This window comes from Candidatus Zymogenaceae bacterium (assembly GCA_016931225.1).
In the GTDB taxonomy this organism is placed as follows: Bacteria; Desulfobacterota; Zymogenia; order Zymogenales; family Zymogenaceae; genus JAFGFE01.
Map to the genome: position 1 here is coordinate 76106 of JAFGFE010000035.1, position 21474 is coordinate 97579.

The 21474-nt window shown below is 58.7% G+C and carries 19 protein-coding genes; 4 read left to right on the forward strand and 15 right to left on the reverse strand.

The features are described from left to right. Positions 1-8: 8 nt before the first annotated feature. From JW885_13630 to JW885_13700, 15 genes are all read right to left on the reverse strand, one after another. Positions 9-1079, reverse strand: a complete 1071-nt coding sequence (locus JW885_13630) for an HD domain-containing protein (GenBank protein MBN1883202.1) — start codon at positions 1077-1079, stop codon at positions 9-11. A 198-nt stretch (positions 1080-1277) separates the two neighbouring features. Next, a complete protein-coding gene (locus tag JW885_13635) occupies positions 1278-2033 on the reverse strand; it encodes a glucose 1-dehydrogenase (GenBank protein MBN1883203.1) in 756 nt (251 codons plus the stop codon). A 302-nt stretch (positions 2034-2335) separates the two neighbouring features. After that, entirely contained in the window at positions 2336-3802 is a 1467-nt protein-coding gene (locus tag JW885_13640) for a YfcC family protein (GenBank protein MBN1883204.1), read from the reverse strand. Positions 3803-4078: 276 nt separating this feature from the next. Next, entirely contained in the window at positions 4079-5518 is a 1440-nt protein-coding gene (locus tag JW885_13645) for a tetratricopeptide repeat protein (GenBank protein ID MBN1883205.1), read from the reverse strand. A 229-nt stretch (positions 5519-5747) separates the two neighbouring features. Further along, positions 5748-6716 (reverse strand): carbamate kinase, encoded by a 969-nt coding sequence (locus JW885_13650; protein MBN1883206.1) that lies wholly within the window; start codon positions 6714-6716, stop codon positions 5748-5750. Between the two features lie 434 nt (positions 6717-7150). Next, a complete protein-coding gene (locus tag JW885_13655) occupies positions 7151-8464 on the reverse strand; it encodes a GTPase (protein MBN1883207.1) in 1314 nt (437 codons plus the stop codon). A gap of 71 nt (positions 8465-8535) precedes the next feature. After that, positions 8536-9699, reverse strand: coding sequence for a hypothetical protein (locus JW885_13660; protein MBN1883208.1), 1164 nt, complete (start codon positions 9697-9699; stop codon positions 8536-8538). 90 nt (positions 9700-9789) lie between these two features. Further along, positions 9790-10632 (reverse strand): TrmB family transcriptional regulator, encoded by an 843-nt coding sequence (locus JW885_13665; GenBank protein MBN1883209.1) that lies wholly within the window; start codon positions 10630-10632, stop codon positions 9790-9792. Positions 10633-10644: 12 nt separating this feature from the next. Continuing rightward, the gene (locus tag JW885_13670; GenBank protein ID MBN1883210.1) at positions 10645-12753 is read right to left on the reverse strand and encodes an arginase family protein; all 2109 of its coding nucleotides are present in this window, start codon (positions 12751-12753) and stop codon (positions 10645-10647) included. Further along, positions 12750-14099, reverse strand: a complete 1350-nt coding sequence (locus tag JW885_13675) for a glutamate mutase L (protein ID MBN1883211.1) — start codon at positions 14097-14099, stop codon at positions 12750-12752. Before JW885_13675 ends, JW885_13670 begins: the two co-directional genes overlap by 4 nt. Before the next feature lie 59 nt (positions 14100-14158). Then, on the reverse strand, positions 14159-16366 hold the full coding sequence (locus JW885_13680) for a cobalamin-dependent protein (GenBank protein ID MBN1883212.1): 2208 nt from the start codon (positions 16364-16366) through the stop codon (positions 14159-14161). Beyond that, a complete protein-coding gene (locus JW885_13685; protein MBN1883213.1) occupies positions 16363-16707 on the reverse strand; it encodes an ornithine aminomutase subunit alpha in 345 nt (114 codons plus the stop codon). The genes JW885_13680 and JW885_13685 overlap by 4 nt, the downstream gene beginning before the upstream one ends. Before the next feature lie 40 nt (positions 16708-16747). After that, complete coding sequence (locus JW885_13690; GenBank protein ID MBN1883214.1) at positions 16748-18133, reverse strand: PLP-dependent lyase/thiolase; 1386 nt, start codon at positions 18131-18133, stop codon at positions 16748-16750. 44 nt (positions 18134-18177) lie between these two features. Continuing rightward, on the reverse strand, positions 18178-18504 hold the full coding sequence (locus tag JW885_13695; GenBank protein ID MBN1883215.1) for a 2-amino-4-ketopentanoate thiolase: 327 nt from the start codon (positions 18502-18504) through the stop codon (positions 18178-18180). A 4-nt stretch (positions 18505-18508) separates the two neighbouring features. Further along, positions 18509-19552 carry an NADP-binding protein gene (locus tag JW885_13700; GenBank protein ID MBN1883216.1) on the reverse strand — a complete coding sequence of 348 codons (1044 nt, stop codon included), beginning with the start codon at positions 19550-19552 and terminating at the stop codon, positions 18509-18511. 357 nt (positions 19553-19909) lie between these two features. On the opposite strand from JW885_13700, the gene JW885_13705 reads away from it, so the two are divergent. The 4 genes from JW885_13705 to JW885_13720 all read left to right on the forward strand — a co-directional run bounded on the left by JW885_13705 (position 19910) and on the right by JW885_13720 (position 21459). Continuing rightward, positions 19910-20317, forward strand: a complete 408-nt coding sequence (locus JW885_13705; protein MBN1883217.1) for a DUF4332 domain-containing protein — start codon at positions 19910-19912, stop codon at positions 20315-20317. A 32-nt stretch (positions 20318-20349) separates the two neighbouring features. Further along, a complete protein-coding gene (locus JW885_13710) occupies positions 20350-20643 on the forward strand; it encodes a helix-turn-helix transcriptional regulator (GenBank protein MBN1883218.1) in 294 nt (97 codons plus the stop codon). 15 nt (positions 20644-20658) lie between these two features. Then, the gene (locus JW885_13715; protein ID MBN1883219.1) at positions 20659-21006 is read left to right on the forward strand and encodes a hypothetical protein; all 348 of its coding nucleotides are present in this window, start codon (positions 20659-20661) and stop codon (positions 21004-21006) included. A gap of 69 nt (positions 21007-21075) precedes the next feature. Next, a complete protein-coding gene (locus tag JW885_13720) occupies positions 21076-21459 on the forward strand; it encodes a hypothetical protein (GenBank protein MBN1883220.1) in 384 nt (127 codons plus the stop codon). Positions 21460-21474 lie beyond the last annotated feature (15 nt).

Consider the following 21474-nt stretch of genomic DNA (forward strand, 5'->3'; position numbering starts at 1 on the left):
GAATCCGGCTATTCGTCTTCCTCTTCGTCGTCGAAGAGAGAGAGGCTTCCCGTTTGTTTTCCCGGTGTGCCCTTTCGGGAACGGCTCGATCCCTCGTCCTGGTGTCCGAAAAAGCGATCGCCCGTAAAAATATACCGCTGGTAGACGTTGGAGAATTTCGACCAGTTGCCCTCCACCTCACTGGATCGCTCCGTCTCCCCCAGAAATCCCCACACTGTCGCGTCCATATGGTCAAGGTGATGCAGCATCACCGCCTCGGGTATTACGGGCACCACCGGCGAGCCGTACTGCAGCTCCCCGTGATGGGAGAGTATCAAATGAAGGATGAGATCACCGGTCTCCTTTGGGAAGTTCCCGACGGAGTCGATTTTTTCACTCACCATCCGGGCGCCGATCACCAAATGCCCCATGAACCGCCCCCGATCGGTGTAGTCGAACACCCGATTATATTCAAGCTCCTCAACCTTCCCGATATCGTGGAGAAAGGCCCCCGCGATCAACAGGTCCCTGTTCACGTGGGGATAAAAATCAGCCACGGCAACCGCCATGTTCACCAGGAGCGCGGTGTGTTCGATCAGCCCGCCGAGATAGGCCTGGTGCAGCTTCTTCGCAGCCGGCGCCCGCTTGAACCGTTCCATGAATTTTTTGTCTTTGAAAAACGCGTCCAGGAGTTTCTTGATATATGGATCTATGACGGTATCTGCGGTTTTTTTCAGCTCCCGGGCGACCTTCTCGGGATCGATATCCGCCGACGGGAGAAAGTCGGAAATATCGACGGTGGACGTATCGGCCTTGATGATATCGTCCAGAATAAGCTGCATGGTCTCCTTGTACAGATCGGCCCGCCCGACCGCCCTGACGAAATCGTTCTTTTGAAACGACGCGTATATCCTCTGTACGCATCCCGGATCGTCGCGTTTTTCCCACAGCTTGGCCCCCACCTTCCCGGTGCGATCGATGAGGTTTACATTGAGATACGGCCGGCCGTCGCGGGTGGTGGCGATGGCCTTCTCCCGCACCAGGAATATCCCGTCCACCGGCTGGCCCGACGTGAGGTCGGAAACGAATGTCTTGGTCATAACAGCATCTTTCGAGGTATCAAAATCATGTATGAAAACGATGTTTCTAACTTAAGGGGCGGGTCGACTCTGTGTTGTTATATTGGTGACACAACACCCCTCATACCTCTCTGGTATCCTCCTTATCCCCGCCTTTTCCTCTTCGCCCCGCTTGCATCAATCCACCACCATAACGGCTCCAGGCCCTGCCTGGTCGACCTACATGCCGCCGGAGACGTAGAAACAGTGGCCGGTGGCGAAAGACGCGTAATCGGACGCCAGGAGGATCACCAGCGGGGCGACGTCCTCGGGCACGCCCACCCTGCCCAGGGGAATCATGCCTTCGAATTTCTCCCTGCGCGCCTGTGTCGTGAACTTCTCATGGAAGGGCGTGTCGATCACCCCCGGCCCCACACCGACGACGCGGATATTGTGACCCGCGACTTCCTTCGCCATGCCGACGGTCATAGTATTCATGGCGCCCTTGGCGGCGGCGTATGCGCCGGAGCCGGGACCCCCGCCGGTATATGCGGCGATGGAGGAGATATTGATGATCACACCGTTACGCTTCGGTATCATGGATTTGAAGGCCTCACGGCTGCACAGAAACACCGAGCGAAGGTTCACCTCCATGACCCGATCCCAGGTTGACACATCCATCTCGGAGATGGGCGACCGTTTGATCATGGAGCCTGCGTTGTTGACGAGAATTTCGGGAAAATCGCCGTAGCGGTCCTTCACCTCCCCGAACATCCGGATCACGTCTTCCTCCCGGGAAACATCCGCCCGTACGGCGACGCACTCCCCCCCCTTCCCTTCCACCTCATCAACCAGGCCCTTCGCCTCTTCGGCGCTGTTATAGTAGTTCGCCGCCACCCGCGCCCCGGACTCCGCCGCCAACGACGCGATGGCCCTCCCGATGCCCAGGGACGCCCCGGTGACCAGCATGATCTTTCCGTCAAGTCGTACATCCATGTAGAAAAAAGCTCCCCCTGTCTATGTATCCGCTCAATCCTCCGATGCCGCCGAAGCCCCTGAATAGTACGATGTCGGCGGTACGAGCCGTCGACGTATGGGACGCCGCCTCGGCGGATTCCGACCCGCCGGTCCAGGCACCTTAGAAGCATATCATACACAAATCGGTATGAAAACGCACCCTCCGCCGCACCTCACCGTCCCGGAAAATATACTCTGAAACATACCGCCGAAAAGGTGGGACGGTTTCACATTGTCTTGACCCGGGCACCGATCCCGCCCGGATGACGTTTCCCAAGCGATCAGAACGGCCCCCACTCGATCAGCACCGCGACCGAAAGCACCGCACAGCCGATAAGCATCAGAATAACCTGCAGCGGCAGGATGAACCGCGCCCACTTCGTCCACGACACGCCGGCAAGCGAGATGGCCACGATGAGCATCGGATTTGTGGGCCAGAATATATTCGAAAAGCCGTCGCCCATCTGGAAGGCAAGCACCGACGTCTGCCGGGTGATGTTCAAGAGCTCGCCCAACGGCACCATCACCGGTATGGACACCATCGCCTGGGCCGATCCCGAGGGGATGAAGAAGTTGATGACCGTCTGCACCAAGAGCATCGCCCAGGACGCCGCCACCGTGCCGAAATTCCCCACGAATCCGGAGAGGGTGTAAAGGACCGTATCCATGATCAGGCCCTCGTCCGCCACCACATAGATGGAGCGGGCCAGAAGGATCAGGAGGCTCGCCGGAAGAAAGGTGAGAATCCCCTTTCCGAACGCCTTGAGGGTGCCCATGCCGCCCAGCCCCCCCAAAAGGCCTGAGAGGATACCCATAATGAGAAAGATCAGAAACACCAGGGGGAAGCTGATATCCCCGATGAGTCCGGGTATCACAAACTGGCCGCCGATGATGATGAGAAGGAGCACCCCCACGAGGATGCCGATCGTCCACACCACCCGCCGGTGGGCCCGGGTGAACTCGGCGTGCTCTTTCTCGATGGCCTTGAAATCCTCTCTGAAATCGGCGTCGAAATCCCTCACGATGCTCTTTTGCGGATCAAGCTTTATCCTGTGTGCGTACCAGGACGTATAGGCGATGGCCACACCGATCATCACCGCCCAGACGACCAGACGAAACAACAGCCCCGAAAAGAGGGGAAGCTCGGCGATGCTCTGGGCCACACCCAGGGTGAAGGGATTGGTCATTGCGGCGGTAAAGCCGACGGCGCAGGCCCCGAATATCATCATCAGGCCCACGATGGAATCGTATCCCATGGCGATGGCCATCGGCACCATGATGATGATGAACGGCACCAGCTCCTCCATGATGCCGAAGAGCGATCCGAACAGCGAGAAAAAGATCATCATGATCGGTATGACCAAATGTTCCTTCCCCTCGAACCTCCTGATGAAATGGAGCACTCCCGCGTCGAGGGCACCGGTACGGCGCATGGCCATGAACGACCCGCCGATGAACGTGATGAACACCACCAGGATCGCGCCGATGGGCCCCTTGTAGTAGAGGGACTTGATCGGGGAATAGACGGCGTCGAGAACGCCCTGGGGATTCTGGTCGGTCTTCTCAAAGGAATCGGGAACGATCACCTCCATTGTCGCGCCGGTATCTTCGTCGACCCGTTCTATCCGGTCATACATGCCGGCGGGAACCACGTGGGTCGCCACGGTCACCAGGGCCAAAAGCACAATCAGGATCACGTATCCGAAGATGAGACGCCCCACCGGGAGCTTCACGTCGAGGTCTGCCATATGAATGACTCCTTATAATCGAAAATGGGATCAATATACAAAGTGTTTGAAACGAGATATATTTGTTGGTTGAATCAAAAACGACGACGCTGGTTCAGTCTGCGGTGAAATATTTTGATACGTGAATCGATATATTTACATTTATGCTCAGCACATTGGCCTCATTTTACCACACTCACACCACTCATACAACGCCAAAAAAAGGCCGGGGGGTCCCCGGCCTCTTGGTTTTCTATCAAATCATGCAGACGACCGTGCGGAAACGGACGCCCGACTTTATCTCCCCTTCTTCCCCATCCCTTTCAGGGCATCGCACGCCTCGTCAATTCCCTCTTCGCATGCCGTTGTGAGATCGACTCTGGCTTTTTCTATCTCCCCCATGTCACGATAGATCAGACCTCGTGTGTAGTTCCACCATGCATCCCCTGGTAATATTTTAAAACATCGCTCAATATCCGCCATCGCCTCGTCATACCTCTCCAGCTCACGGTAGACGTTCGCCCGGGTGTCGAGGGTTTCCGCATCATCCGGGTCCAGATTCAGGGCGATGCTGACGTCCTCCAGGGCACGGGTGTTATCGCCCATCATGTAGTAGGCCCACCCCCGGTTGTTGTAAGGTGAAGCATAATGTGAGTCCAGCTCTATGGCCTTCGTGTAGTCCGCGATGGCCTCGTCGTAGCTTCCGAGATAGCTATAGGAATTCCCCCGGTTGTTGTAGGCCAACGCATACATCGGGTCCAACTCGATGGCCCTGTTGTAGTCCGCAATGGCCTCATCGTAGCGGCATAACTTATTATAGGCCCGCCCTCGGTTGTTGTAGGCATACACATACCCCGGGTCCAGCTCGATAGCCTTCGTGTAGTCCGAAATGGCCTCGTTGTAGCGGCCCAACTCATCATAGACCCACCCCCGGTTTTTGTAGGCCAACTCATACCCCGGGTCTAGCTCGATGGCCTTCGTGTAGTCCGAGATGGCTTCGTCGTATCTTCCGATATCTCTATAGGAATTCCCCCGGTTGTTGTAGGCATACACATACCTAGGATCCAGCTTGATGGCCTTCGTATGGTCCGATATAGCCTCGTCGTAGCGGCCTAACTCATTATAGACCCACCCTCGGTTGTTGTAGGCCAATGCATACCTCTTGTCCAGCTTGATGGCCTTCGTGTAGTCCGCGATGGCCTCGTCGTAGCTTCCGAGATCGCTATAGGAATTCCCCCGATTGTAGTAGGAATACACATACCCCGAGTCCAGCTCGATGGCCTTCGTGTAGTCCGCGATGGCCTCTTCATAGCGGCATAACTCATCATAGGCCAACCCCCTGTTGTTGTAGGCATCCATATCCTCTGGGTCCAGCTCGATGGCCTTGGTATAGTCCGTTAAGGCCTCATCATAGCGGCTTAACTCATTATAGACACACCCTCGGTTGTTGTAGGCCAACGCATACCCCGGGTCCAGCTCGATGGCCTTCGTGTAGTCCGCGATGGCTTCTTCATAGCGGCCCAATTTATCATAATTCCACCCCCGGTTGTTGTAGGCCAACGTATACCCCGGGTCCAGCTTGATGACATTCGTGTAACACTCGATCGCATTTTCATAATTGCCCTTTTCCCCGTAATTATATCCCCTGTCGAACCACTCCTCCGCCGTCTGTGCGACAGCCGACGCCGCCACGCATACGAGGACCGCCACTACCAATCCGATTACCAACCGTTTCATGTCACCGCTCCATAATAAAGTTACTAATTAAATTATCACACCTCTTCTCTTACCACATTTCTATAAACCGATCAATTCATATCCGAAATAAAAAAGGCCGGGTGTTACCCGGCCTTTCCAGGATATTCCATGATGACACGACGGAACCGCTATCTGTCCGGTTTACCTCCCCATCTTATCCAGTTCGTCGCACGCCTCGTCTATACTCATGTTGCACGCCTTGATGATATCACCCGTCGTCATTGTATATGACTGTCCCTCCCCATCCCTCAAGGGCGGCATACAGCTTTTCCGGTGAGGTGATGATGACCTCCCCGTCCGGGCGGGCCTCCAGAAACTCTATCGCCGCCCGAATCTTCGGTCCCATGCTGCCTATTGGAAATTCACCCGCATCCCGGTATCGCATGAGATCCCCCAGGCCGACCCTCCCCAGTGGTTTCCGATTCGGCTTTCTGAAATTCACGTAGACGTTATCGACGCCGGTCACCATGACGAACCGGGATGCGGAAAGCTCCCTCGCCGCGAGGCTCGAAGCAAGGTCCTTGTCGATGATGCCGTCGATGCCGTCCAGCGTCCCGTCGGGGAGCCTGACCACCGGAACGCCTCCGCCGCCCACGGCGACCACAACGACGCCGCTGTCAAGCAGGCGCCTGATCACATCGATCTCGATGATCTGAAGCGGATAGGGAGACGGCACGACCTGACGATAGCCGCGGCCGGCGTCTTCCATGAACGTCCATCCCCGCTCTTTCATTATCCGCCCGGCCTCTTCCTCTGAAAAGAAAAGGCCGATGGGCTTTGTCGGATTGTTCCGGGACATATCGTGAGCATCCACCACCGTCTGGGTGATGACGGTGACCACGGGGCATCGAATGGAGTGATAGATCAGCTTGTTGTAGAGGCTCTGTTGTATCATGTACCCCATCGCTCCCTCGGTATCGCCGCAGAGCACCCCCAGAGGGATGTCGGGGACCATTTGATGCGCCATTTCGTTGGAGACGAGCCGGTTGCCGACCTGGGGCCCGTTTCCGTGGGTAATGAGCGTATCCCATCCGTCCCGTATCATGTCGACCACCCCGGTCAGAGACATTCTGGTGTTTCTGAACTGGTCCGCGATGGTGCCCTGCTCGTTCGCGCGGATGATGGCATTGCCCCCCAGGGCAATGACCGCCCGCCGCTTCTCCCTATACGACACCATACTCACCTCCTCAGCCGACAGGGTCGGACCGGCAAGACCGGCCGCTGTTATAGTGGTGGCGTGAAACTAAAGGGCGGGAAAATACAGTATTATTTTCCCCTATTACCTCACACCAACTTACGTTTCTTCCCCACTCCATTCGCACCAGCCCACCACTATCTTGTCCGCCGGCACTGCCGGATCGACAGGGTCGGCCCCCTTGATAGTGGTGGAGTGTCACTGAGGAGCTGGAAAAAACATTGTTTGTACCTTCAACCCTCACACATCCACCGTATCTTTTCTTCGCCCCACCCGTCACTCAACGCCCCGCTGGTCTTCTTTATCCCCAACGTCACGTCCCACCGCTTCTGTTACACTCCACCGCTATAATGGCCCCAGGCCCTGCCTGGCCGGCACTGCCGGCGCCCCATTCGCCCCGGCCTACCACTATAATGTTAGCCGAAGGTCCTTGTGATAATTTCTTCCATTGTGGGCTCCCCGGCATCGCCGTAGCCGTAGCGCACCCGCACCGTCGGCTTTTTGATGGCGACGATCTTCGTCAAATCCACCGGCGTGGCGAAGGCCACCACATCCACATCGGCGGCGTTGATGGTGGTCTCCAGATCGTGCACCTGCTCCTTTCCGTAGCCCATCGCAGGCAGTACCGAGCCTATGTGCGGGTATTTCTCGAACGTCTTCTTGATGGATCCGACCGCGAAGGGGCGGGGATCGACCATGGACGAAACCCCGTATTTTTCCGCAGCGATGGCGCCCGCGCCGAATGTCATCTCTCCGTGAGTGATCGTGGGGCCGTCCTCCACCACCAGGACGCGCTTGCCGGACAGCTCTGTTGGATCATCCACCGTGACGGGAGAGGCGGCGGTGATGATAACCGCCTTCGGATTGACCGATGCGATGTTCTTTCTGACCGTCTCGATCCCGTCTTTGTCTGCCGTGTCCACCTTGTTGATGACCGCCACGTCGGCGAGACGCAGGTTCGTCTCCCCGGGGTGGTACAGCAGCTCGTGCCCCGCCCGGTGCGGATCGAAGACGACGACGGAAAGCTTCGGTCGATAGAAGGATGTATCGTTGTTTCCGCCGTCCCAGACGATCACGTCCGCCTCTTTTTCGGCCTCGGCCAGTATCCGGGCGTAATCGACCCCGGCATAGACCACCATCCCTTGTTCGACCAGCGGCTCATATTCCTCCCGCTCCTCGATGGTCACGCCGAACCGGGCAAAATCGTCGTACTCGGCGAATCGCTGGACGATCTGTTTCGTCAGGTCGCCGTAGGGCATGGGATGGCGCACCGCCACGACCTTCTTCCCCATATTTTTGAGGATATCGCAGATCTTCCGGGTCGTCTGGCTCTTGCCGCATCCGGTGCGCACCGCCGTCACCGCCACCACGTCCTTCTTCGATGGGATCATGGTGGATAACGCGTCCAGCAGCACGAAATCGGCCCCGTTGGCCACCACCCGGGACGCCAGATGCATCACCTGGGTATGGGGGATGTCACTGTAGGAGAGCACCGCCATATCGACGTCATGCTTTTTGATTATCTCTTCCAGTTCAGTCTCGGGCCATACCGGAATGCCGTCGGGATAGAGCTTCCCGGCAAGCTCGGCCGGGTAGTTGCGCCCCTCGATGTTCGGTATCTGGGTTGCGGTGAAGCCGACCACCCGATATTCGTCGTTGTCGCGATAGCGGACGTTGAAATTGTGGAAGTCACGCCCCGCAGCCCCCAGGATGAGTATCTTTTTTGCCATCTCACACCTCGTTATTGCTCAATCTTTCACCCCGCCAATCCAGCACGGCTGAACGGGCGGGGCGATGCAGTCTATTCCATGGCGATGACATTTGCCACCGCCGTCATCACGTATCCGATAATAACCAGCGCCAGAAATACCCAGCCGCCGAATAGCCCCATCGTCCATTCCGGATTCTTGTTTCTCCCCTTTTTCTTGACCGACAGATAGGCGGGGACCATCAGGATGGCGGCGAGAATCGCGATGATGCCGCCGGTAATCTGGAGAAACCCGAGAAAATCGGTAAAGCCGATAAACGCCACGATAAGCGACGGCACCGTGGCCACAACCCAGGAAAGGCGGTCGCCCCAGTTGAGCCGCTCGGCCAGCACCACCGCAAGAGCCAAGGACACAGACCAGAAGCTGGTGAGCATGGCCAACAGGATAAAGAGCGACCCGAATATCTTCGCCCAGTCCCCGATGGCCTCGCCCCACCCGAGGATGACGATTTTGGTGACGTCGCTTGATGCGCCCATCGCCATCAGCGTAATGATGAGTATAAAGACAAGGGTAATGCCGATGCCGCAGATCACCGCCCAGGGCGCCAGGCGCTTGTTCCACTGCAATCCCTCCACCGCCTGGGGGACCGAGAAAAAGGACCAGAAGCTGAACATCATCACCCCAAAGAGGGCCATCGTTTTCTTCACGCCTCCCATGAAAGCGATATCAAGGGAAAAGTCCGGAAGACGAAGGGACAATACCGACAGCGCCAGCACCACCAGGGCAATGGCGATGATGGCGAATTTCTCGCTGATGCCCACGGCCTTGAGGCCGAAAAACACCACACCGGCGGCCACCACGTAGATGATCAGCTCACCCACCCACATCGGAAGGCCTAGAAGATCATTGAGAATCTCCCCGCTGCCGACGATATAGATCGTCAGGGTGCCGATGAACGCCAGGGTGATGAGGATGAAGAATATCCAGAGAAATACCTTCCCGATTTTACCGACGAAGAGGTATTTCCCCAGAAGCTCCACAAGCTGGGTCGTCTCGTCGTCTCTCATCATCATCTCGACGATCATCAGGTGTAAGAGCAGACTGATACCGTAGCCGACCACCAGGATGATCAGAAACGGGACGACGCCGCTTTGTGACGCGAGATACGGGACCGCCAGCACGCCGGCGCCCACGCCGTATCCCGTCACGATCGCCGTGGCCTCAAAAAACGTCAGGTCCTTTTTTATACCGGACACATGCGCCTCCTTATGAAAACGAATGGAAAAAATTTTGAAAAAGCATATATCGATACATTTCGCTCGTCCAGTCTGTTCCCGGCGGCGATGTCAGGTCCTGTAGCGCCGCCTCAGGTCCGTCATATTCTTTCCGAAAATATCCTCGATCTCGTCCCCCAGTGCCTGGTAAATCTCGGCGAGATAAAAATCATGGATGATGTATCCCTCAATGGCGTTGATGAGCCCCTGGTTCTTCGTCCAGACGACCTGGCACGAAGATGAGTTCCCATCCCCCGTGCCGCTGGGCGGCATATCCCGGGCGTCCCTCCCCAATCTTCCGCTGAGCGCCGTCCGGGAATCGACGACGATATCGATGCTCCTCCCCAGCTGGTGCCGGTCGGTTATGGCATCAACGCTGTGGTAAAAGACACTCCCCACATCCACACGCATCGTTCCGTAGATGAGAAAAACGATCTCCACGCCTCTGGCGGCCGCCCCGCGAATCTCATCAAGAAGCTCCTTCATCTCCTCGTCCCATATGCCGATGTATATTCTTTCCGTGGCGGTGGCGATGATCTCCCTCGCCTTCTCGATCGCCTCATCCCTCCCCGGCACCGTCCACACCGGCTCGAAGTCGGACCGAAACGATATCTGTTCGAGTTGATCCTTCAGACCCTCCACCGCCCGGTCATGATCCATCACGAGCTTATCGATCAGGTCGTCCGGGGGAATGGGGGAAAACCGCTCCGGGTCGGTATCCGACTGGATGACCAGGTCCTTGGCGATGAGCCTCCGGGCGACTTCATATACGCGGGAGTGGGGGACGCGGGAGTGCCTGGAGATAGTATATGCTGTGGCCGGGTGCTCGGCGAGCAGCGCAAGATATACCTTCGCCTCATACTGGGTCAACCCCAGCCGCTCCAGATAAAACCTCGCTTCTTCCAGTTCGTTCATCTCTTTTTCCGATCAGCGTCCCAGTATCTTTTTCCCGAAGGCCGAAAGTATAAATTCCACCGTCTCATACACCGTGGTCCCGTCTATATCCCGCTCGGGATTGATGCCGGTCACGTCCATGGCCACCACCAGTCCCGATGCCGCCAGAAGCTCCATCGCCAGGTGGGTCTCCCGATAGGTCAGCCCCCCCCGGGCGGGATCGATCACCCCCGGAGCCGCCTGGGGGTCTATTACGTCGATGTCCAGACTCAGGTAGATGCCGTTCGTCCCCGCCCCCGCAGCCCTGAGTCCCCGATAGACCACCTCCTTCATCCCGAGAGAATCGATATCCTCCATGGTGATGACCGTGATCCCGGATGCCCCGATGCGCCGCGCCTCCTCCGATGTCACGTCCCTGAGCCCCAGCACCACGACGTTTTCCGGATCCAGGGCCGGGACTTCATCGTCCGTACATACGCCTCCCGAGATCAACGAATCGATAAGGGGATCCCCGGTCGGGTTCGCCGCTTCGGCCCCGTTTCTCTCTGCCGTTCCGCACAGGACGGAGCCCAGGACGCTGCGGCAGAGCCGTTCGTCGCCCGCCTTTCCCGTGGCCAGGAAATCACCATGGGCATCAAACCAGAACAGCCCGAAGGAGCCCAGGGCCCTTTTGAGACCCCAGAAGAGACCGAGGCTCGCGGTGTCATCGCCGCCCAGAACGAGGGGAATGTAGCGGTCTTTCACCTGGGCCTCGATCCTCTCCGCCACCATACCCGCAATGCGGACGATCTCCCGGAGGTTTTCGCTCTGATCGTCTCCGGTAACGTGTCTGTCCACCGGAATGTCTCCGTCGTCAATCACATGAAGCCCCAGGGATGTGAGCCTGTCGATCAACCCCGCGTCCCTCAGGGCCTTGGGCGCCTCCTCCACTGTGGGGACGAGAGAACCCACCCAGCTGGGCACCCCGAGGATTTTCACGCCACGCATATCCCGTCTGTCTTCGTCGGTCATAATCGGCCTCTTCTCCACAAACGATGACGTCATGGCGGCCAAAAGCGCCGCGTAATTCAGATGAAACGACAGGCGCCGTCCCAGGCGCACATCGTCTCTCGATTGTGTGACGTCGACGATGAGATGATCGCTGGAGGCGCCGAGGATGGCCTGACGGGAATCGGCGGGGGAGAGCCCCTCGATATCCACATCCTCCCTTCCCACATTCAGGATAGCCCGTATCATGTGTCCGCCATCCGATGCACGCCCCCCCGCCCCTTTGAACAGGCGGCGTACAAGGCGTCCCGGTCCCCGTCTCTCTCCGGGGAACAGGGGCACCCGGCCGAAGGCGTCCTCGCCCCGCTCGCCGATGGGGATGGACGGCTTCTCCTTGAGCTCGATCACCTCGGCGTCGAGGGTGAACGCGTCCTGACTGGTATAAGGGAGCGGCGTGCGGTGGATCGTCTCCCTCCCCAGGAGGATTCCCTCCCCCACACGAAGGTGGTTGACCCGTTCGGGCATTTTCCCCTCGGCGATCAGGGGGAGTGAGCTGGTATTTCCCCCGGAGATGATCGAGAGGGGATAACCCAGTATCTCCTCCACCTGCCCGGCCCGGGAGACCAACTCCTTCATGTTTCGCCGGGTGGGGATGACACCGCCGTAACAGCTCAGGTTCGTCCCGATGCCGACGACCCGAACGCCCCGCATCCGTTTTACCTCGCCTGCGGTGTCGGCCAGGTCGTCGGGCCATATCCCCTCCCTGAGATCCCCCAGGTCCACCATCAAGATGATATCATGCACCAGGCTCCGCCTGAGGGCCGCGTCGGAGAGCCCCTCGATGACCGACAGCTCGGAATTGAGGGAGACGTCCACCGAGGTGACGATCTCGTCCACCTCGGACAGAGGCGGTATGCGAAGCAGCATCATCGGAGCGTTGATCCCGCTGACCTTGAGCCTGCGGATATTCTCCATCCTCGACTCACCGATGTCAATCACCCCGCCCCGGAGCATCGCCCGGGCGACCTGGGGCATACCGCAGGTCACCTTGGTCACGCCGGTTACATTGATGCCGTACCCGCCGCACAGCCCGGTGATCACTCGAGCGTTTTTCTCGACCTTTTGGAGGTCTATGGTCACCGCCGGTCCGGTCATGCCACAACACCCCCTCCCGTGGAATTGATCGAAAGGCTCTCCAGCATAATGCTTTGTGCCGCCTCCGGGCGGGCGGCGGCAAGAAGCCCCGCCGACGCCATGACGTATCGATCATCGATGAAGACCTTCACATCCGGGGGCGGCAGGAGCTTTCTGCCTGATGGATCGCGGCGGAGGTTCGAAAGGATGTCTCTCCCCGCCCCCAGCCGGGTCAGGGCGCCGCCGGTCCCGATGAGATATCTCACCGCCGTCAGGTCCCTCCCCTCCACCAGCTCGCTTTTACCCGACGCGCCGAAGGCGGTCCTGATCTCCCCGGCATGACGCCACATCGCCAGGTCCACGGCCCACCGGGTAAGCTGAATCGATCGATCGCGCTCGTTCCGTTCCGTCGGCAGAGGCGCTACCTCGCCCTCGTCGACGGCGCCCCCGGATTCCTCTACAATGCTATCCGCATTGATGAACACTCCCAGGTCCCCCTCCACGGTCCTTTTTGCCAGCGGCTCGGGCGCCGCCATCAGGCGGTTGTGCTTCGGCTGCCCCTCGGTGACAGAGTGGATGTCCGTGGTGGCGCCCCCCACGTCCACGACCACCAGGTCCCCCAGTGTATCGTACAGGAGCTCCGCCGCCGCCAGCACCGCGCCGGGGGTGGGCATGATGTCCCCCGACACCATCTCCTTGATCCTGTCCATCCCCGGTGCGCTCACGATGTGCCGGGCGAAAACTTCCTGGATGAGCTTTCTCACAGGCCGTACGTTCAACTCATCGATCTTGGGATATACGTTTTCACACACAAAGTATTCGATTCCCGCATCACTGAATATGCGGGAGACCTCCCGCCGGGCCGATACGTTGCCCGCGTAGATGATGGGCACGGGGATCCGGGCCCTCGCAAGGAGCCGTGCGTTGGCGATGACGATATCCCGATCGCCGTAATCCACACCCCCCGATAACAACACCAGCTTGGGACGCTTTTCACGAAGCTCCTCCAAGTCCGACTCGGTCATGGCGCCCGCGGTGGTATAAACCACCACCGCCCCGGCCCCCAGGGACGCCTCCCGGGCGGCCCGCAGCGTCATATCCCTCGTCAGGCCGTGAACGCTCATCTTAAGCCCCCCAGCCGCGGAAGACGCCGCCAGCATGTAAACGTTCCCCGCGTTGATAGGACAGGTCTCGGAGAGATTCGCCATTGCCCGATCGACGCCGAATGTCACATCCCCCTCGTCCACGCTCGTGAGGGCGACGCCCTGTCCCAGGACGCGGGGAGGGCCCGATTTGGCATCGGTGATGCCGCTGAAGGCGGTCGCCTTGGTGATGGTGCTCCCGATCTCGAGGCAGACCGTGTCCACACCCGCCGCACCATTCACACCCGCCCCACCCCCCGGCTGATGCTGCTTCGATGTCGCCGTCACGTCCGCTCCCGCTTGGTGGATGATTTCAACAGCGCATCGACGATGAAGCTCGCCACGTGATGCCCCTTCGTCCCCCGGCCGAATCCGGCGTCCATCCCCGATTCCTTTGCGATGTCGTCGGTCACCTGGGTGCCCCCGGCGATCAGGATGAGCTTATCCCTGATGCCCCGCTCCTTTGCCAGGTCGGAAAGCCGTCGCATGTTCAGACGATGGATGTCGTTGTGGGTGATGATGGTGGAGATCAGCACGATATCCGAGCCGGTCTCCTGGGCGGCGTCCAGGAGCTTGGATACCGAAACCGACGTGCCCAGGTAGTGACACGAAAAGCCGTACTTTTCAAGCCCCCCGTGCTTGATGTCGATGATCTCCCGCATCCCCACCGAGTGCTCGTCCTCGCCCACCGTTGCGGCCACAAGCGACAGTTTATGCTCTCTCACGAAAGAATCGATGACATCTTCGGGGATCAGCTCCTTCGCCTTTGGGATGACAAGCGTATCCCGCTTGACGGCACGATTGAGCTTTCCCTTCACCTCGACAAGGGTCCCCTCGGCCGGGTGCATGACCCGGATGCTGATGACCTCTGGTCCCTCCAGCCCCATGCCGGCTGCAAGCTCCAGGGCGGCGGCCTCCGCCACGTCCCTGGGCTCCGGGATGAAGAGCGTCACGCAGACGATGCCGTCCCCCGCCCACTCCACCTCTGGCCGGATGAGGTCGTTCCCCCTCTCATTCTCCACCGCATCGAGCCGCTTCTGTACGTTGTCGTCCTCGTCCAGCTCGTCGATATAGACGATTTTATCAGGATCGCACAGGGAGCAGCCGCCGATGAGATCGCAGGGTTTTTCGATGCCGTCCGGGAGGTGGTTGTCCCCGAAGTGGCTGCAGACCGGCGCCATGTAGTCGTCTTCCCGCATGACCACGGTGCCCGCCGCCACGCCGCCGTCGGCCTTTCTGGCGATGCCGTCGCCGGAGCGCTCGGGAAAGTTGCCCGAGTCCACAAACGTACCCCGCTCCACGGCGGCAAAATACCCCCCCGTCTCGATGATCTCCTCCAGAAACAGCACCGCCCGCTCTTTGATCTCCCGGGCGGCGGCGCCGACCGCGCCGTCCATCTTCAGCTCAACCAGCTCATCCAGGCCGTCTACCCCCATTAATGTCTGGCGGGCGGTGTTCACCCCCAGGATGTTGTTGTAGTGCCAGGGGACGTTTCGTCCCTCGTCCGGGGTGATGGTGCTCTGGATGTCCGCCGACGTGAGCCTCGAAATGATGGTATCGAGCACGTGGGTGATGGTGGCCTCGTCGGTGTCCGACTCCATGTAGCGGGTGTTCTGCTGGGCGCGGAACCTGAAGCCCTCGAATATATCCCTGAGGGCCACGGCGTACGGGAGGTCGATATACAGCTTGGGCGCCGGGGGCGCCGTGGGCGGCACGGTGGAAAGGGCGATGTTCTCTTTTTTCATGCCCACGGCCAGTGAAAACGCGGAGTTGACGGCGTGCTGGACCAGAAGCTCCGGCATCACCTTCCAGGCCTCCCGGGCGGTGGCGTTGGCGTTGTGTGCGCCGTCTATCTGGAGGATATCGGCGTCGGCCATGATCTTCTTCGCCACCGCGGCGTCCACAAAGGACCGGTGCATGTTGATGTTTCGATACAGGACGTTGTACTGGGGGTCCTGGTGGGCGCCGTTGACCCCCTCTTCCGAAAAGAGCACGGCGATCTCCGGCCCGGCCACGCCGCTGACATATGAGTGAAAATTGATGGGCCGTCCCACCTCGTCCTCGATGAAGTCCAGGGCCTTGCGGGACGCCCGGACCTGCTTTCGGGTAATCGGGACGCCGCCCACGCCCTCGGGAGTCCCCTCGATCAGGCCGTCGTAGTGGGACTGGCCGGTGGTGCGAATCACCATGATGTGATCGGCGCCGTGCCATGCGGCCATGCGCATGCGGCGTATGTCGTCCTCGAAACGGCCCGAGGCGATCTCCGTGGTGATGACGAAATCGCATTGGGGATCGATGCCGCCGAAATAGTGGGCCGACGGCAGGGGAACCGAGTGGGTGAGGTTTTTTGATGTGTCCCGGTAGACGAACGGGCCGATCTTGTGATTCTCCACCTTCCGTCGCCAGTTCCACCCCCGACGTCTGGGCCGATAGACCTCGAGATCCTGGAGGATTTTCTTTACATCCAGTTTTTCATCGGGTCGAAGCTTCATGACGTCACCTCGTCCCAGAGTCCCCCGTCCAAGAGCTTCAGCCCCGCGGTGCGTACGTCCACATCGGCGGCTTCGGCCGCACGGTAGACAACCCGACCCGCCCCGGAGCCGAGGAGGCCCCGGTCGGTGATCATCGTCACGAGGGCCTTGGCCTCCAGGCTGGAAAATCCCATTCTTAAGAGCACCGAGCGCTCGATGGACGGCGAGGTGTGTCCCTTCGCCTCCTCCACCAGCGGCTGGATGATGGTATTCACCAGCTCCCAGAAATAATCTTTCAGCCGCTCATCGGACATATCGGCAAGGTGAGCCCTCCGCTTTTCGAAATCGTCGGCCCGCTCCATAACGACACTCCTGTGAGAGAAAACAGTATTTTGTTATTTTTTATTGTGCTTCCGACAGCATTCTCCGGACGAAGTCCTCCGTCCCCCGGCAGTCCTCGGACAGAAACGCGATGTCCCCAGCCCCCGGAGATTCCCCCGGCTTCAGGCTTCGGCCCGCATTCTTCACATACGACGACCGCAACCCCTCCATGTCCACGTCGACAACCTGAATCTGGGAGGGATGCTCCGGGATGACGATGGCCTCTCCCGGCGCGTTTTCCATAGGATTTCCCCGCCTGACCTCCACCCCCATTTTCTTTGCGAGGTTGAGCTGGGCGATGGGGTGCTTGCCGGCGCCGGTGTACTCGGTCTCCTGGACCACGATGATTTTATCCCGTTCCATCTCCCGGGCCAGGGCGAAGGCCGCCGTCAGGGAGGTATTCCCCGCGGGCCCCCGCTCCATCCCCTCCAGCTCCGCCAGGGTTTGTGTGATGTAGAAGACCTCTCCCTGGGTGACCGTCACGAAGCGATCCATGTACCTGAGGGGCCGTGCGGCGTTTCGAGGCACGTCGGCCCGATCCGGCCAGGTGGCGAACGGGATGCCGAACCCGGTGTGGCCGGTGGTGAAGGATTTTCGGTTAAAATCCGTATCAGACGCCATGTGAAGCCCCGAGAGGTCCACGCTGGCCCCCACCAGCATCGTGTCGGACACGCCCGACTTCAAAAGCCCCCGGCCGGTGCCGGTGATGTTCCCCCCGCCGGCGTGGGTGGCCACCACCACGTCGGGATGGAGCCCGCCGTCCACAACCGAGAGGTCCCGCACCAGCTCCGCCCCCAGGGTCTCGATGCCGAGGATCGAATACGGCGTGTAGAGGGACGCGTTGAAATAGCCGGTCTCCGCCAATACCAACAGGAAGACATAAAAGAGCTCCGGCCCCACAGACAGCCGGATCACTTCCGCGCCGTACGCCTCGCAGGCCCTCGTCTTCTCGGCGATCTCGGGCTGGGCGATGCCGTGGCTGTCGAACGCCTCCTGTACGATGATGCAGGAAAGGCCCAGTTTTGCCGCCTGGGAGGCCACGGCGGCGCCGTAATTTCCGGACGTGGCGGCCACCACGCCTTTGTACCCCTTCTTCTTCGCTTCGTATACCGAGATGGACGCCCGTCGGTCCTTGAAGGAGCCTGACGGATTCTGGGCCTCGTCCTTGACGAAGATCCTGGCGCCCTTTCCCGCCGGCGCCGTGCTCCGGGCGAGATCGGTGAGGTTCTTCAGCTGGACCATCGGCGTGTTTCCCACGGCCGTCTCCGCCTGGATGCGCCCCACCGTCTCGATGTCGTAGCCGGTATCCTCCATGAGCCGTGCGTAATCGAAGGAGAGGGGGCCGGTGGCGTACTTCTCATAGTCGATGCCCACGGATCGTTTCATGATCTCGTTTCTTTTTGCCATCACCGCCGCATAGGAGGTGTCTTTCAGCACCCTGCGTGTATCGCTCATGTTCCGGGCGCCTCCTTCGCACTGCGGCCCTTCAGAATCACCCGGACCTCCCGGCCGATGGGAACGAGCTCCGGGATCGGCTCTCCGAATCCGTGATCATACGCCGGATTTTTTTCCGCCAGAATCCCCGTCAGCACGCGCCCGGTGACGGTCTCGATCCTCGCCTCCTCCCCGATCACCGCATCGTTCACAAGTGTCCCCCTGGCCCGCATCACCAGCGGCACCTTCTTGGTGTCGTCTGGCACCTGGGGTGCCCGTTCTTTCGGCGTCAGGATAACCTGTTCGATCTCCACCAGCGTTCCCTTCTTCACGCGCTTTTCCATCGGTCTATCCTCTCACCATCTTGCCGACGTTCCCCATCAGGGCCGCCGGAACAGGCAAATCGGCCATGGTGGCGAGTCCCGGAAGGGCGTTGATGACCTGGGGTATCATGTTCACCGCCAACGCCTCGGTGCCCACACCTCCCGGTATTTCGGGAGAGCCGGAAAAGGAGACACCGGGTACGCCCTCAATATCAATATAGTCGCCGGTGGTGACCCCCGCCAGGTGCGGGTGCACCTGCTGGGGATGAATGAGGGTAATGACCGGCCTGCCGTTCATGTACCCGATGCCGGTGTGCTTGCAGCCGGCGGTCAGGCCCGGCTCTATTTTCACGAACTCGGTCTCCCGCTTCACATCGCTCACAATCGGCTCCCGGGTCTGCTCGATGCGCTCGATCTCCCACCCCAGGGCCTTGGCGATCATGCTGATAGACTCGGGAAATCCGAAGTGGCCCACCACCGAGCCGTCCTTCACGCCTCTGTGAAACTCCTCGGGCGTGATTCCCACCCCCTGGGTGGTGAGCACCGACGGCCCGTAGGGGGACAGGTCGTTCACCCGCCGGGCTTCGATGGAGTCCACCCGGAAGCAGACCCCGGAAAGGGCGATGACAAGAAGATCCAGCACAAAACCGGGGTTGATGCCGGTGCCCAGCACCGTCACCCCCTTCTCTTTCGCCAGGGAATCGATCTTCCCCGCAAGCACAGGCGACCCGTATGCCGGAAAGCTCATCTCTTCGGCGATGGAGATGACATTCGCCCCCGCCGAGAGGGCTATCTCGATTTCCGGAAACGCTTCCGTCACCCGGGAGCAGGTGCACTGGATGACCAAATCCGGCTTTTCCACCTCCAAGAGATCCGGGAGGTCGTGGGTCAGTGAGATTCCCAGTTTTTTGTCCAGGCCGATTGCCTCACCCACGTCCATGCCGGACCGTTCCGCCCTTTTCGAATAGGCCCCCGCAAGCCGGATGCCCTGTTTTTCCAAAAGCAGCTTGATGACTCCGGTCCCCATTTGGCCGGTCCCCAATACCACTACGTTAATATTTTTTGTCATGGTCATCTCCTCTTGCAGTTTCGTCCGGTGTGCACGGATGTATGGGATCTTGATTTGTGTTACTACTATGATAGTAATAGTTTTATACCATATTACCGATTCACGGACAAGAAAAAAAGGGTGAAAAAAAACACTTTCGCTGTTTACATGATACTTAAAAGTCTGTATAATCCATTCTGTTCCAATTACTTCAAGAAATGTAGTAAATAATACATTTTCAACTCTTTATCGGTATAATACATACAACAAATACATAAAATATCTAACTTTCTCATAAATTCACTTGACTTTTATATCAAATTGCAATAAGTTTTGTACCAGTCATATCATCTCTTCTCGATACACAAGGAGTATTTCATGAGTTATCCGATCAAGGATATAGAAGGTATCGGCGATGTATACGCCGGGAAATTGAAAGCGGTGGGAATCAGCACCACCGGGACGCTCCTGAAACGGGGAAAAACTCCTTCCGGGAGAAAAGAACTGGAAAGCTCCACCGGCATCGGCCATGCGCTCATCCTCGAGTGGGTGAACCTGGCCGACCTGATGCGCATCAAGGGTGTTGGAGAGGAGTATTCGGACCTGCTGGAAGAGGCGGGGGTGGATACCGTCAATGAACTGAAAAATAGAAACGCAAAGAACCTGTACGAAAAGGTCAAGGAAACCAACGCGGCAAAAAACCTGGTTCGTCGCCTTCCGTCCCTCAAGGAAATCACCAACTGGATAGACCAGGCAAAATCACTGCCTCCGATGGTTGAATATTAGAGTTTTCACCTCCGAGAATGTGATCCCTGTGGATGCGCGCCCGTGTTGGTATACTCTCACACTTACACGATGAGGGGGAGTGTGTCATAGAACAGAAAAAGACACAAGTAAACGAGACCGAATCCCAGAAACCCAAGAACACCCTAACGGCAATCCGGGAGCAGATGCTTTTGAGCAAGTCCGAACTCGCCAGAAAGGCGGGGGTGAGCGTGCTGACCATCGACCGCATCGAGAAAGGTATGAGCTGCCGGATGGAAACCAAGCGAAAGATACTCACGGCACTGGGCATCGATTTCTCGGAAAGTAAAAAGTTCTTCAACGATTAACGGAACGTAAAAATCATGAACGTTTTGTTGGTCTTCGCTGCGGGATTGGCGGTCTCTTTGGTCGTCGGAATCAGTATAATCCTTCTTCTCAAGTCCGGCATCAATGCGTCAACCGAACGCCTGACGGATAATCCCGCCGCCGGTACATTTTGGAAACGGACAATCGGTACGGTCATCATCCTGGCGGCGGTATCAGGGGCGCTTTCCGTCGCGTATCCGGAGGAAGCCGCAAGTGACCGGCTGATAATGCTCTTTGCCTTCATGGATCAGATGGAAACGATAGGCCTTCGGCTGCTCATCACCCTGCTTGTGGTCTTTTCCGTTATGACCGTGGGCGTGAGCATGGGGAAACATCGGGACTGATGTTTTTGAAAAATCCGTTTTCGATTATCCCCCACCGAGCGTGTTTTTACGCCCTGTGAGGTCTATGCCGTGGAAATGCTTCTGATTGTCTATTGCGCCGGCATAGCCGGGTGCATACTTCTGGGAGCGCTCATTGTCCACAGGACTCTGGGCGACGGCGCGTATCTCGCCTCAATCGGCCTCCCCCCCCAACACGCGGCTCGGGTCCGCATCATCATCAAGATCATCGGCATAACAGCCGCCGCGGTGGGATGTCTTTCTGCAAAGTTCTACGGCTGCAACTACAGCTACGAACACCTCCTGGGCGACCCAATGGCCGTAACCTGGAAGGTGCTGGGGCAGTTCGAGGGAATGTTTCGCTATCTCTTGATCTTTTTTCTCGTCCTGCTTTCGCTCCACCTTTTTCTCACCCTCCTTACACGCAAGCGGCGGTCCGGCACCCCTTCCCCGTAGCGAATTCACCCACAC

What these genes read in the sequence shown, in the direction of transcription:
- JW885_13630 (MBN1883202.1), bottom strand. Translation starts at nt 1,079, where the DNA reads ATGACCAAGACATTCGTTTCCGACCTCACGTCGGGCCAGCCGGTGGAC.
- JW885_13635 (MBN1883203.1), bottom strand. Translation starts at nt 2,033, where the DNA reads ATGGATGTACGACTTGACGGAAAGATCATGCTGGTCACCGGGGCGTCC.
- JW885_13640 (MBN1883204.1), bottom strand. Translation starts at nt 3,802, where the DNA reads ATGGCAGACCTCGACGTGAAGCTCCCGGTGGGGCGTCTCATCTTCGGA.
- JW885_13645 (MBN1883205.1), bottom strand. Translation starts at nt 5,518, where the DNA reads ATGAAACGGTTGGTAATCGGATTGGTAGTGGCGGTCCTCGTATGCGTG.
- JW885_13650 (MBN1883206.1), bottom strand. Translation starts at nt 6,716, where the DNA reads ATGGTGTCGTATAGGGAGAAGCGGCGGGCGGTCATTGCCCTGGGGGGC.
- JW885_13655 (MBN1883207.1), bottom strand. Translation starts at nt 8,464, where the DNA reads ATGGCAAAAAAGATACTCATCCTGGGGGCTGCGGGGCGTGACTTCCAC.
- JW885_13665 (MBN1883209.1), bottom strand. Translation starts at nt 10,632, where the DNA reads ATGAACGAACTGGAAGAAGCGAGGTTTTATCTGGAGCGGCTGGGGTTG.
- JW885_13670 (MBN1883210.1), bottom strand. Translation starts at nt 12,753, where the DNA reads ATGACCGGACCGGCGGTGACCATAGACCTCCAAAAGGTCGAGAAAAAC.
- JW885_13680 (MBN1883212.1), bottom strand. Translation starts at nt 16,366, where the DNA reads ATGAAGCTTCGACCCGATGAAAAACTGGATGTAAAGAAAATCCTCCAG.
- JW885_13685 (MBN1883213.1), bottom strand. Translation starts at nt 16,707, where the DNA reads ATGGAGCGGGCCGACGATTTCGAAAAGCGGAGGGCTCACCTTGCCGAT.
- JW885_13690 (MBN1883214.1), bottom strand. Translation starts at nt 18,133, where the DNA reads ATGGCAAAAAGAAACGAGATCATGAAACGATCCGTGGGCATCGACTAT.
- JW885_13695 (MBN1883215.1), bottom strand. Translation starts at nt 18,504, where the DNA reads ATGGAAAAGCGCGTGAAGAAGGGAACGCTGGTGGAGATCGAACAGGTT.
- JW885_13700 (MBN1883216.1), bottom strand. Translation starts at nt 19,552, where the DNA reads ATGACAAAAAATATTAACGTAGTGGTATTGGGGACCGGCCAAATGGGG.
- JW885_13705 (MBN1883217.1), top strand. Translation starts at nt 19,910, where the DNA reads ATGAGTTATCCGATCAAGGATATAGAAGGTATCGGCGATGTATACGCC.
- JW885_13710 (MBN1883218.1), top strand. Translation starts at nt 20,350, where the DNA reads ATGCGCGCCCGTGTTGGTATACTCTCACACTTACACGATGAGGGGGAG.
- JW885_13715 (MBN1883219.1), top strand. Translation starts at nt 20,659, where the DNA reads ATGAACGTTTTGTTGGTCTTCGCTGCGGGATTGGCGGTCTCTTTGGTC.